The 12431-nt window shown below is 63.6% G+C and carries 13 protein-coding genes; 7 read left to right on the forward strand and 6 right to left on the reverse strand.

What is annotated here, in order from left to right; all coding sequences use genetic code 11:
- Positions 1-85: 85 nt before the first annotated feature.
- From DRF71_RS02970 to DRF71_RS02980, 3 genes are read right to left on the reverse strand one after another with little or no spacing between them, the layout of a single operon-like run.
- Positions 86-454 (reverse strand): hypothetical protein, encoded by a 369-nt coding sequence (locus DRF71_RS02970; RefSeq protein WP_112309087.1) that lies wholly within the window; start codon positions 452-454, stop codon positions 86-88.
- The gene (locus DRF71_RS02975) at positions 447-698 is read right to left on the reverse strand and encodes a hypothetical protein (RefSeq protein ID WP_198672050.1); all 252 of its coding nucleotides are present in this window, start codon (positions 696-698) and stop codon (positions 447-449) included. The genes DRF71_RS02970 and DRF71_RS02975 overlap by 8 nt, the downstream gene beginning before the upstream one ends.
- Entirely contained in the window at positions 670-1650 is a 981-nt protein-coding gene (locus DRF71_RS02980) for a phage head spike fiber domain-containing protein (protein WP_112309089.1), read from the reverse strand. The genes DRF71_RS02975 and DRF71_RS02980 overlap by 29 nt, the downstream gene beginning before the upstream one ends.
- Positions 1651-1922: 272 nt before the next feature.
- Between DRF71_RS02980 and pstC the strand changes: the two genes are divergently transcribed.
- The 5 genes from pstC to phoB are packed head-to-tail and all read left to right on the forward strand — an operon-like array spanning position 1923 to position 7020.
- Positions 1923-3383, forward strand: coding sequence for a phosphate ABC transporter permease subunit PstC (gene pstC / locus DRF71_RS02985; RefSeq protein WP_112309090.1), 1461 nt, complete (start codon positions 1923-1925; stop codon positions 3381-3383).
- Positions 3380-4759: a phosphate ABC transporter permease PstA gene (pstA, locus tag DRF71_RS02990; protein WP_112309091.1), complete on the forward strand. Its 1380-nt coding sequence runs from the start codon at positions 3380-3382 to the stop codon at positions 4757-4759. The genes pstC and pstA overlap by 4 nt, the downstream gene beginning before the upstream one ends.
- Positions 4760-4788: 29 nt before the next feature.
- A complete protein-coding gene (gene pstB / locus DRF71_RS02995; RefSeq protein ID WP_112309092.1) occupies positions 4789-5586 on the forward strand; it encodes a phosphate ABC transporter ATP-binding protein PstB in 798 nt (265 codons plus the stop codon).
- Between the two features lie 14 nt (positions 5587-5600).
- Positions 5601-6302, forward strand: coding sequence for a phosphate signaling complex protein PhoU (gene phoU, locus DRF71_RS03000; protein WP_112309093.1), 702 nt, complete (start codon positions 5601-5603; stop codon positions 6300-6302).
- Between the two features lie 25 nt (positions 6303-6327).
- On the forward strand, positions 6328-7020 hold the full coding sequence (gene phoB, locus DRF71_RS03005) for a phosphate regulon transcriptional regulator PhoB (protein WP_112309944.1): 693 nt from the start codon (positions 6328-6330) through the stop codon (positions 7018-7020).
- 191 nt (positions 7021-7211) lie between these two features.
- Here the strand turns inward: phoB and choV are convergent, their stop codons facing one another.
- The 3 genes from choV to choX form a co-directional block, all read right to left on the reverse strand.
- Positions 7212-8249 (reverse strand): choline ABC transporter ATP-binding protein, encoded by a 1038-nt coding sequence (choV, locus tag DRF71_RS03010; RefSeq protein WP_112309094.1) that lies wholly within the window; start codon positions 8247-8249, stop codon positions 7212-7214.
- A complete protein-coding gene (gene choW, locus DRF71_RS03015; RefSeq protein ID WP_112309095.1) occupies positions 8246-9112 on the reverse strand; it encodes a choline ABC transporter permease subunit in 867 nt (288 codons plus the stop codon). The genes choV and choW overlap by 4 nt, the downstream gene beginning before the upstream one ends.
- A 128-nt stretch (positions 9113-9240) precedes the next feature.
- Positions 9241-10170 carry a choline ABC transporter substrate-binding protein gene (choX, locus tag DRF71_RS03020; protein ID WP_112309096.1) on the reverse strand — a complete coding sequence of 310 codons (930 nt, stop codon included), beginning with the start codon at positions 10168-10170 and terminating at the stop codon, positions 9241-9243.
- Positions 10171-10291: 121 nt separating this feature from the next.
- On the opposite strand from choX, the gene betI reads away from it, so the two are divergent.
- Both betI and betB read left to right on the forward strand, forming a co-directional pair.
- A complete protein-coding gene (betI, locus tag DRF71_RS03025; RefSeq protein WP_112309945.1) occupies positions 10292-10879 on the forward strand; it encodes a choline-binding transcriptional repressor BetI in 588 nt (195 codons plus the stop codon).
- Complete coding sequence (gene betB / locus DRF71_RS03030) at positions 10876-12330, forward strand: betaine-aldehyde dehydrogenase (protein WP_112309097.1); 1455 nt, start codon at positions 10876-10878, stop codon at positions 12328-12330. Before betI ends, betB begins: the two co-directional genes overlap by 4 nt.
- Positions 12331-12431 lie beyond the last annotated feature (101 nt).

The raw sequence follows: 12431 nt of genomic DNA on the forward strand, positions 1-12431 counted from the left end.
GGATCGTTGCGGGGGTGGGGCTCGTCCGCCATATCCTGACTGCTCCCGACCAGCCCAAGCCGGTCGCAGATCAGCATTCACAGGATCACGGCTCGACATCGTCCCTGGTCACACCCAGCTCTGCCAGTGCAGCCGGCACGTCCTCGCCGATCACGGCGGTGATCTGGTCCGGGGCCGCTGGCCCGCCGATGCGGATCAGCGCCTGGGCGCGGGCGGCGGCGGTCATGTCTGCACCCCATTCGGGGGCGGTCAGCGCAGAGACCGCCGCCTCTGGAAACACCGGCGAGACCGGGCCTGATGCGACCGCGTAGCGATTGCCGGCAGCGTCCTGCCAGATCGCAGCGCCATAAGTCTGATCGTCAGCCTCGCTGTAGCCAATCACCCGGGCCAGCTGGTTTGCGTCCTGGATCAGGGCGGCGGGGCAAGCGATGGTGATGCGGATCTGATCAGGCATAGAGACCTCCCCAATATGCGCGGATCCCGGCCTCTTCGGTCGGGCTGAACGCCCCCTGGCGCAGGATCACATCGGCCTGTGTCGCGCCAACAGCGGACGGGATCAGGGCGTTGGTCGGGTTGGTGACCGTATCGACCGTGACCACGCCGGCAGCGCTGACCCAGGCGCGGCCATAGGTGCCGGCGGGCGGCGTGACAGACAGGCTGTCGCCGCCATCATTGGACAGGTGCCAGATATTTGGCACCCCTGCCTCGGTCACGTCTTCGCCGGTTGTGACCCGCTGATAGGGCGTCATGGCAGGGCCTGCCTCGATCTGCCCCCACCCAGAGCTGCAACGTTTTCGAACCCGCCGAGGCCCGGTTGATTACAGGATAGACGCTGGATACCGCCCCAACCGTCACAGTCCAGGACTGGCGCGCCCAATCGCTGGTGGTCGTAATTACAGGGCTGCGCTGTTCCAGCTCACTCGCGCTGTAGGTGGCCATCGTAAACGAGGACGGGCCGAATCCGGGGCCAGATCGCACCCATGCCGAAACAGTATAAGTGCCGGGCTGCAAAAAATCGCCGCGCTGCAATGACGCTGCGCCCAGAGGGCCGAGCGTCAGACGGGCCGCCGTCATGCGGCCATCCGGCGCAATGGCCTGATTATCTGCAACCGTGGTATCGAGATTTTTCGTCCAGACCGGCTGGGCGTATTGCTCGCTATAGGTCAGCAGGTTGCGCCGCCCGCCCCGAGGCCAGCGGGCAGTAGCAGGTCGGGCTAGGGCAACCTCCTGACTGGCATGGTATCCTGCGATCAGCCGCAGGGTCGGGCGGCAGACGAAGCCCGCCGCCGCATTGGTGTTGATCCGCAGCAGGCTGCCCGGGCGGGCGTAAAGGTCTGCCTCGGTGGCTGCCGGAGGCTCGGTCAGCGTCCCGGCAATGGCTGGCTGTGTCCCCTGCTGGCGCGCCCGCCCGTCACCGCTGACAATCTCCATGTCAAAGCGGTAAAGGCCCTCGACCGCCGCCGTATGGACAGGCTGATTGGCGGTGCTGATAGTGTATTCTGCGGCAGACAGCTCCGGGCCAAGGGCGCCGTCCTGAGAGCGATCCGGCACAATCGCAACCTGCTGGCCTGCCGCCGCCACCTGCGCCACCACGCCGGTCGCGGTCTGCCAGAGCCGCGCCTGGGTCGGATCGTACCAAAGGCCGCCCAAAGGTCGCCGGGAGCCGCAGTGATCCGCCAGACCCGATGCGTCAGGTGCCGCGTTGGCACAGATAAGGGGGAAGGCGCGACCGGGATCAGGGGCCGCGCGCTCCCTTCGCGGTTTCCGATCCGGCAACAGGCTGGTGGCATTCCTGATGATGATATCCGGCCGCGGGGAAGTTTTTGAGAAACTGTCACACTGGGGTTACAAAACCGAAGCATGACCACCGCAGAAGGGAGCTGCCCGCTTGAGGGCTTCCCGAAACCCGAACGGACGTGGTCATGACGGTCCTGCCTCTTTTGATGATACTCGCGGTGCTTGCAGCCGCCGGTTTCATCCTCGGTCGCCAGCGTGCGCTGGCACTGGCCGGGGGTGACACGAAAAAACTCCATTCCCTGCCTGCCTATTATGGCTGGCATGCCGCGATCATGGCCTTTGTACCGGCGTTCTGTGCGCTGATCGTCTGGCTTCTGATCCAGCCCTTCTTTATCGAACGCGCCGCGCTGAGCCAGCTGCCGGCGGCGGTGCTGGAAGATTCGACGGCCAGCACGCTTGCCATGGCCGATGTGCGTCGTGTGGCGGCCGGGCTTGATACGGCGGTCGCGCAGGGCGCGATGACCGAAGCCGCCATCGAGACGATGGATGCCACCGTCACCGACCTGCGCGGAGAGCTTGGCAAGGTCGGCGTCGCACTTGGATCGGCGGTCTCGTCCGAAGTGCTGGCGGCAGCGAAGCAATATCGCGAATCGGTGGCCTCGGCCTCGGTCGTCAGGGCTGTCGTGATCATCCTGATCGCGGTCGCGGCGCTGGCCCGGGCGCTGAAACTCACCGCGCCGGACTTCTGGGCGCGAAACCGCGTCGAGAAGGTGGTGCTCTGGCTTTTGATGCTGGCCTCGCTGATCGCGATCCTGACCACGGTTGGCATCATCTGGTCGCTGCTGTCGGAAAGCTTCAACTTCTTCAGCCAGTATCCGATCGGCGATTTCTTCTTCGGTCTGACCTGGAACCCGAAATTCGGCGGTGGCTCGGATCTGGGCTTCATCCCGCTGTTCTGGGGCACCATCTACATCACCATCATCGCGCTGCTGGTCGCGGTGCCGCTGGGCCTTTTCGCCGCGATCTACCTGGCGGAATATGCCTCGAAGCGCACCCGGGCCTGGGTCAAGCCGATGATCGAGGTGATCGCCGGCATCCCGACGGTTGTGTACGGCCTTTTCGCGCTGATCACCGTTGGCCCCTTCCTGCGTGACTTCTTCGCCGCACCGATGGGGCTGGGAAACTCGGCCGCCTCGGTGATGACGGCCGGCATCGTGATCGGTCTTCTGAACATCCCGTTCATCTCGTCTCTTTCTGACGACATCATCAACGCGGTGCCGCAATCGCTGCGCGATGGGGCCTTTGGCCTTGGCTCGACCAAATCCGAGACCATTCGCCAGGTGGTGCTGCCGGCAGCGCTTCCGGGTGTCGCCGGGGCGATCCTCATGGGCGCCTCGCGCGCCATCGGTGAGACGATGATCGTGGTGATGGGCGCCGGTGCAGCGGCCAAACTCAGCCTCAACCCGTTTGAAGCCATGACCACAATGACGGTGAAGATCGTCGGTCAGCTGACCGGGGATACCGATTTCAACAGCCCTGAAACCCTTGTGGCTTTCGCACTGGGCATGACGCTCTTCGTCATCACGCTTCTTCTGAACGTGATGGCCGTCTGGATCGTGCGGAAATACCGGGAGCAATACGAATGAGCGATATTTCCGCAAACGGCCCGGCCTCCGCAGGGAAGCCCAGGGTCTCGATCCTTGGCCAGTCGGCCCGGATGAAATCGAGAAACCGCGTCGAGGGCATCTTCAAGACGCTTGGCCTGACGGCGATCCTCTTCAGCCTTGCCATCCTCGCACTGATGATCTTCACGATCTTCCGCGATGGCAGCTCGGCCTTCTTCCAGACCAGGGCGGCTTTCCCGATCACGCTTTCGGCCGAAATCATCGACCCCGCCGGCAATCGCAACCGCGATGACCTGACGAAGCAGACCACGATGACCTATAACAAGGTCCTCAACGAAGCCTTCCTGGCAGCACTCGCGGCCCAGGGGATCAAAACGGATGATGTTCCGGAAAAGGAAATCACCGCGATGATCTCGAAAGGGGCGGCGGGGGAGATCAGAGCCGATGTGCTCGCCGATCCTTCGCTGGTGGGGCAGACCATCGAGGCGAATATCGTGCTGGGTGGCCGGATCGACGGTTATATGAAGGGCCGCGTCACCCGTGAAAGCGCCGAGCGCGACTCGAATGTGACGATGGGCCAGCTGGATATCGCGGACCGGATGAAAGAGGCCGGGATGCTGGCCACGGTCTGGAACTGGGATTTCATCACCAATACCGACAGCTCGGATACCCGTCCCGAGACCGCCGGTCTGGGCGTCGCGATCCTTGGCTCGGCCTATATGATGTTCCTTGTGCTGATCATGTGTGTGCCGGTTGGCGTGGCCGCCTCGATCTACCTGGAAGAGTTTGCGCCCAAGAACAAATGGACCGACCTGATCGAGGTGAATATCGCGAACCTCGCCGCCGTGCCGTCGATTGTGTACGGGATCCTCGGCCTTGCGATCTTCATCAATATTCTCGGCGGCCAGATGGGCGTCGAGGCGCTGAAGATGTCGGCCTCCCTGGTCGGTGCGCTGGTTCTGTCGCTGCAAACGCTGCCGACCATCATCATCGCGACCCGTTCGGCGATCCGCGCGGTGCCGCCCTCGATCCGCGATGCGGCGCTTGGGATCGGTGCCTCGAAAATGCAGACCGTGTTCCACCATGTGCTGCCGCTGGCGATGCCGGGCATTCTGACCGGCACCATTCTGGGCCTCGCCTCGGCTCTGGGGGAAACTGCGCCCCTGCTGCTGATCGGCATGGTGGCTTTCGTGGCCAATTATCCGGCCGCGCCCTGGGATGGCGGTTTCTCGGATCCGGCGACCGCGCTGCCGGTTCAGGTCTATTCCTGGGCCTCGCGCTCGGACCCGGCCTTTATTGAACGCTCAAACGGTGCCATCATCGTCCTTCTGGTCTTCCTTCTCATCATGAACGTCACGGCCATCATCCTGCGCCGTCGGTTCGAGCGCCGCTGGTAAGCAGCGAACAGGCAAAGCGAGTTATGAACATGAACGATATGCGAATTGCTGATCGTGCCGTCGACACCCACGGCATCCGGATCAAAGCCAGCGCGGTGCAGGTCTATTATGGCGAGAGCCATGCCATCAAGGATGTCTCGGTCGACATCCTCGACAAGGCGGTCACCGCTTTCATCGGGCCGTCGGGCTGCGGGAAATCGACCTTCCTGCGCACGCTGAACCGGATGAATGACACGATCCCGATCTGTAAGGTCCAGGGCAGCATCCTGCTGGATGGCGAGAATATCTATGACAAGCGGGTCGACCCGGTGCAGCTGCGCGCCAAGGTCGGCATGGTGTTCCAGAAGCCGAACCCCTTCCCGAAATCGATCTATGACAATGTGGCTTATGGCCCGCGCATCCATGGCCTGACCCGCTCGAAGGCGGAACTCGACGGGATCGTGGAATCGAGCCTCCGGAAGGCCGCGCTCTGGAATGAGGTCAAGGACCGCCTTCATGCCCCGGGCACCGGGCTTTCCGGTGGTCAGCAGCAGCGTCTGTGCATCGCCCGCGCCGTGGCGACCTCGCCGGAAGTGCTGTTGATGGATGAACCCTGTTCGGCGCTTGACCCGATTGCCACCGCGCAGGTGGAGGAGCTGATCGACGAGCTGCGCTCGAACTTTTCGGTGGTGATCGTGACCCACTCGATGCAGCAGGCCGCCCGCGTCAGCCAGAAAACCGCTTTCTTCCACCTCGGCAACCTGGTGGAATATGGTGAGACCTCGCAGATTTTCACCAACCCGAAAGATCCGCGCACCGAATCCTATATCACCGGCCGCATCGGCTGACGGGAGAAGAGACCATGCAAGACAGTCACATCGTTTCTTCTTTCGACCGCGATCTGGAAGGCGTTCAGGCCCAGGTGATGAAGATGGGCGGTCTGGTCGAGAAGGCGCTTCTCGACGCGGCCGAGGCGCTTGAACTGCGTGACGAGGCGCTGGCGGGCAAAGTGCGCGCCGCGGATCAGGCGATCGACGGGCTGGAAGAGATGATCCAGACCGAATGCGCCCGCATCATCGCACAGCGCGCGCCGACGGCCTCGGATCTGCGCACCGTGCTGACGGTGATGCGGCTTGCAACCGCGCTGGAGCGTTCGGGCGATTACGCGAAGAACCTCGCCAAGCGCAGCCTCGTGCTGATGGGTATGGCGCCGGTCGGCACCGCCACCGGCACCGTGCGGCGGATGGCGAAGCTGGTGGTGCAGCAAATGTCGGATGCGCTGGATGCCTATATCGCCCGCGATGCGGTGCGCGCGCGCGAAATCCGCGCCCGCGATCAGGAAATCGACCAGATGTATTCCGGTCTCTTCCGCCAGCTTCTGACCTATATGCTGGAGGATCCGCGCACGATCACCGCCTGTATGCATTTGCATTTCATCGCGAAAAACATCGAACGCGTCGGCGATCACGCCACCGGCATTGCCGAGCAGGTGATCTATCTGGTCGAGGGAGAACTGCCCTCGGATGACCGCCCGAAACATGATGCCGTGTCCGAATCGATCTGATCCGCGCGGGTTGAAGGAGTAAATGATGGCACAGGACGGCAGACCGACCGTGCTCCTGGTCGAGGACGAGCCCGCGCAGCGGGAGGTCCTCGCCTATAATCTCGACGCCGAAGGGTTCCGGGTGGTGCCGGCCGATAATGGGGAGGATGCGCTGATCCTTGTCGAGGAAGAGGCGCCCGATATCATCATCCTCGACTGGATGATGCCGAAGCTTTCCGGCATCGAAGTGTGCCGGCGGCTGAAGATGCGGCCCGAGACCCGCGCGACCCCGATCATCATGCTTTCGGCCCGGGCCGAAGAGGTGGACCGGATCCGGGGCCTCGAGACCGGGGCGGATGATTATGTCATCAAGCCCTATTCGGTGCTGGAGCTGATGGCCCGCACCCGTGCACAGCTGCGCCGGGTCAGGCCCTCGACCGCCGGGGTGGTGCTTGAGTTCGGCGATATCCGGCTCGATCCCGAGACGCATCGGGTCTACCGCTCGGATAAGGTGCTGAAGCTGGGGCCGACCGAGTTCCGTCTTCTGACGACGCTGATGGAGAAGCCGGGCCGGGTCTGGTCGCGCGAGCAGCTTCTGGACCGGGTCTGGGGGCGTGACATCTATGTCGATACGCGGACGGTCGATGTGCATGTCGGGCGGCTGAGAAAGTCGCTGATGCAGTTTGGCGGCGATGATCCGGTCAGGACGGTGCGGGGCGCGGGCTACGCCCTCGGCTGAGGGGGGGGGCGCCCCTTCGGGGCGCTTCAGCCTCCGGCGGGCGTGTTTTGCCGGATTGAAATCGGGAAGGGCCCGCTGGTGGATCGGCGGGCCCTTTTCTCTCGGGGTGTCTCTGGCAGGGAGCGGATGCCTCCGGCGGGAGTATTTTCGTCAAGAGGAAGGGGCGGGGCTGCGGGAAGGGGTTGTTTGGCTCAGTCGCGCGGGTTGAGGAGTTTGCCGAGCACCGCATTGGCGTGGATTGTGCCGAGGCGTGCGCCGTTTTCCACCACGGCGAGCGTGCCGGTGCCGCCGGCTATCGCCTCCATCACCTCGCGCACCGGCATTTCGGGATGGATCTCGCGGCCGGCAGGGGGCGGCGGTGTGGTGCCGGTCTCCATCACGTCGCGCGCGGTCAGCACAGCAAGCGGGTTCATATGCGCCACGAAATCGGCGACGTAATCCGAAACCGGATTGGCGATGATTTCCCGCGCGGTGCCGCATTGCACGATGCGCCCGCCCTCCATCAGCGCGATGCGGTTGCCGAGTTTGAAGGCCTCATCAAGATCGTGGCTGACGAAGATGATCGTGCGTTTGAGCCGTGCCTGGAGATCGAGGAGTTCGTCCTGGAGATGGGCGCGGATCAGCGGGTCGAGCGCCGAGAAAGGCTCGTCCATCAGGAGGATCGGGGCTTCGGTGACAAAGGCGCGGGCGAGACCGACGCGTTGCTGCATGCCGCCGGAAAGCTCTCCGACCTTGCGCTCGGCCCATTGGCTGAGATTGACCAGTTTCAGCTGGCGGTCGACCCGTTCGCGCCGCGCGTCGGCGGAGAGGCCAGCGAGTTCAAGGCCCAGGCCGACATTGTCCCTGACCGTGCGCCAGGGCAGCAGCCCGAATTGCTGGAACACCATGGCGATGCGGCTGGCGCGCAAGGCCCGCAGCCCCTCGGCGCTGGCTTTGGTGACCGAGACCATCCTGTCGCCGTCATGGACGCGCACCTCGCCCCGCACCACCGGGTTCAGCGCGTTGACGCCGCGCAGAAGCGTCGACTTGCCAGAGCCGGAAAGGCCCATCAGGACAAGGATCTCGCCCTCGGCCACGCTGAGCGTGCAGTCATGGACGCCCAGCACCTGGCCGGTGCGGGTCTGGACCTCGGCGCGGGTCATGCCCTCATCCATCAAAGGCAAAGCGCGGTCGGGATGTTCGCCGAAGACGATGGAGACGCGGTCGAATTCTACAGCATTTCTGGTCATTTGCTTCTCACCCGCAGCATACGGTCCAGCATGACGGCCACCACCACGATGATCAGCCCCGATTCAAATCCGAGCGCGGTATTGCTTTGCCCAAGCGCCCGCACGACGGGGATGCCCAGCCCGTTGGCGCCAACCATCGCCGCGATCACCACCATCGACAAGGACAGCATGATGGTCTGGTTGAGGCCCACCATGATCTGGGGCAGGGCCCAGGGCAGCTCGACTTTCAGGAGCTTCTGGCGTGGTGTGGCGCCAAAGGCGGTGGCGGCCTCGGTCAGCGCGGTGGGGGTCGAGGAGACGCCAAGATAGGTCAGGCGGATCGGTGCCGGCAGCACGAAGATCACCGTGGCGAGGAGGCCCGGCACCATACCGAGGCCGAAAAACACCACCGCCGGGATCAGATAGACAAAGGTTGGCAGCGTCTGCATCAGGTCAAGCACCGGCGACAGGGCGGCATAAAGCTTTGGCCGATGCGCGCAGGCGATGCCGATGGGGACGCCGATGATCATACAGGTCAGGCAGGAATAGAACAGCAAAACAAGCGTTTGCGTGGTTTCCTTCCAGTACCCCTGGTTGAGAATGAAAAGAAATCCCAGCAAGACCAGCAGGCAGATCTTCCATGATCTTTGCCGCCACCAGGCGAGGGCGGTGATGATCGCCACCACCACCAGAGGATGCGGATACTGGATAAGGCTCAGTGTCGAATTGATCAGCCAGCCAAGCCCGTCGCTGATCGCATCGAAAAAACCGCCGAGATGGGTCTTCATCCAGTCGACGACCGATTTCGCCGTTGCTCCGACCGGGATCTTGCTGATTTTCTCGATGCCGAAAAAAGCCAGAACCGATGCGAAAAATGCGTCCATTGCAACCTGTCCATCCGGGGCGAAAAGGGTCAGCGGCAGGGGCTGAGCCCGCTTTGCCAGGCGGCAAAACAGGGATCACCCCGCCGGCAGGGGGGGATGGGGCCGGACGGAACCCGGCCCCGACCGGATCAGGGCAGCGCGGCTTCGACCGCCGCCACGGCATCGCCGCCGTCTTTGGTGGTCACTCCGGCCAGCCAGGGCTTCCAGCTGTCGGGATTGGCCTTGAGCCAGGTTTTCGCGGCCTCATTCGGATCGGTGCCGTCGTTGAGGATCGCGCCCATGATCTCATTTTCCATCGCCAGCGAGAATTCCAGGTTTTCCAGGAACTTGCCGGTATTGGCGCATTCGGCCACATAGCCCTTGCGGGTATTGGTGTTCACGATGGCGCCGCCGAAATCCGGGCCGAACACATCATCGCCGCCCGAAAGATAGGTCAGCTTGAAATTGGCGTTCATCGGATGCGGCTCCCAGGCGAGGAAGACGATCGGTTTGTCGGAGGAGGTATTGCGCTCGACCTGGGCCAGCATGCCTTGCTCCGAGCTTTCGACGATCTCGAACTTGCCCAGACCGAACTGGTCGGCACCGATCATGTCGAGGATCAGGCGGTTGCCGTCATTGCCGGCCTCGATGCCATAGATCTTGCCCTCCAGCGCCTCGGCCTGGTCTTTGATATTCGAGAAATCAGAGATCCCGGCGGCCGCGCCGGCCGCATTGGTCGCCAGCGTATATTTCGCGCCGGTGAGGTTCGTGCGTACGGTATCGACGGTGCCCGCCTCGCGATAGGGCGCGATATCACCCTCCATGGTCGGCATCCAGTTGCCAAGGAAAACATCGACATCGCCCTCGGCAAGGCCGGCATAGGTCACCGGCACCGAGAGGATCTTCACCTCGGTCTCATAGCCGAGCGCCTTCAGCACCTCGGTGGTGGCGGCGGTGGTGGCGGTGATATCGGTCCAGCCGACATCCGAAAAGACGATCTTGTCGCAGCCCGCCGCCTGAACGGCACCGGCAAGCGTGAGGGTCGCGGCAGTGGCGAGAAGGATGGAACGCAGGTTCATGTCGGCTCCCGGTCTGTTGGCCCGTCGGTTGGACGGTGTCAGTTGAAAGTTATTGTTGATTGACGAGTCAATAAACTTCATGCTTTTCCCATATGGCAAGAGTTTTGTTGGATATGGGCAGATGCCGAAGCTTGGAATGGAGCCTATCCGAAAGGATGCGCTGATCAAAGCCACCATTGTCGAGATAGGGCGGAATGGCTCGCTGGATGTGACGGTCAGCCAGATCGCGAAACGCGCCGGCATGTCCTCGGCGCTGGCGCATCATTACTTTGGTTCTAAAGAAGAAATCTTCCTTGCGGCAATGCGGCATATCCTGTCGCTTTACGGGGCCGAAGTGCGCGGCGCGCTGGCGGTGGCGGATGGGGCAGAGGCCCGGGTCCGGGCCATTCTGCGCGCCTCTTTCAGCCCTGGAAATTTCCGCCGCGAGGTGGTGGGGGCCTGGCTGAATTTCTGGGTTCTGGCGCAGACATCCGAGGGCGCACGCCGTTTGCTGGCGATTTATCAGGGGCGGCTCAGGTCGAATCTTCTGGCGAGCTTGCGTGAAATCGCCGGGGATCGGGCACCGGAACTGGCCGAGGCACTCGGTGCGATGATCGACGGGCTTTACCTGCGCGAGGTGCTGAAATCGGGCACCCCTGACGGCGCCCGGGCGGCGCAGATGGCGAAGTCCTATCTGGATGCGGAACTGGGAAAGGTGGTTAAGGCATGAGGGCACAACCAAAGGCCAGCCATTTCATCGGCGGCTCTTATGTCGAGGATACCGCCGGGGCAGAGATCCAGGTGATCTATCCCGGCACCGGCGAGGTGATCGCGCGCCTCCATGAGGCGACGCCGGCGCTGGTGGAACAGGCTCTTGCCTCGGCGGCGCTGGCGCAAAAGGCCTGGGGCCGGATGCGCCCCGTCGAGCGCGCGCGGGTGCTGTCGCGCGCGAGCGCCATCATCCGCGAACGCAGCGAGGAGCTGGCGCTGCTGGAGACGCTCGATACCGGCAAACCGATCCAGGAAACCCGTGTGGCCGACTGGCCCTCGGGTGCCGATGCGCTGGAATATTTCGCGGGCCTCGCGCCCACGGTAATGGGTGAGACGATCCCGCTGGGCCAGGACATGGTCTATACCCTGCGCGAGCCTCTGGGCGTCTGTGTCGGCATCGGTGCCTGGAATTACCCCAGTCAGATCGCCTGCTGGAAATCGGCCCCGGCGCTGGCGATGGGCAATGCGATGATCTTCAAACCGTCCGAAGTCACCCCGCTCGGCGCGCTGAAACTGGCCGAGATCTATATCGAGGCGGGCCTGCCTGCCGGTCTTTTCAATGTGTTGCAGGGCAGGGGCGCGGTCGGGGCGGCGCTGATTTCTGATCCCCGCGTGGCCAAGGTTTCGCTGACCGGCTCGGTTCCCACCGGGCGACAGGTCTATGCCAAAGCCGCCGAGGGGCTCAGGCATGTCACGATGGAACTCGGTGGCAAATCGCCGCTGATCATCTTTGATGACGCGAGCCTTGAGGATGCGGTTGGCGCGGCGATGCTGGCGAATTTCTATTCTGCGGGCCAGGTCTGCTCCAACGGAACCCGGGTTTTCGTGCAAAAGGGGCTGAAAGAGCGCTTTCTCGCGCGCCTCGCCGAACGCGCCCGGCTGATCCGCCTGGGCGACCCGATGGATGAGGCGACACAGATGGGGCCGCTGGTCTCCGGGGCGCAGCTGGAAAAGGTCACCGGCTATATCGCGCGGGCAAAGGCTGGCGGCGCGCGGCTGATCACCGGCGGCGGGCGGGGGCCATCGAATGACGGCTGGTTCGTTGAGCCGACCGTCTTTGCCGATGTCACCGACGATATGGAACTGGCGCGCGAAGAGGTGTTCGGCCCGGTGATGGCGGTCCTTGATTTCGACAGCGAAGACGAGGTGATCCGGCGCGCCAATGCCACCGAATTTGGTCTCGCGGCGGGGGTTTTCACCCGCGACATCGCCCGCGCCCATCGGGTGATCGCAAGCCTTGAGGCGGGCACCTGCTGGATCAACGCCTATAACCTGACCCCGGTGGAGGCGCCGTTCGGCGGCGCGAAACTCTCGGGTGTCGGACGTGAAAACGGCCATGCGGCCATTGGGCATTACAGCCAGGTGAAGTCGGTCTATCTGGGCCTCGGCCCGGTCGACGCGCCTTATTGAACGGTTAAGAGGCCGGGCCTGACCCCGGAACAATGCGCAACAGGGCGGCGGCCCGGCTGGCGGAGCATTCTCCGCCGGGCGGGAGGTGTTTGCCCGCCGGG

Source organism: Pseudogemmobacter bohemicus (assembly GCF_003290025.1).
Lineage (GTDB): Bacteria > Pseudomonadota > Alphaproteobacteria > Rhodobacterales > Rhodobacteraceae > Pseudogemmobacter > Pseudogemmobacter bohemicus.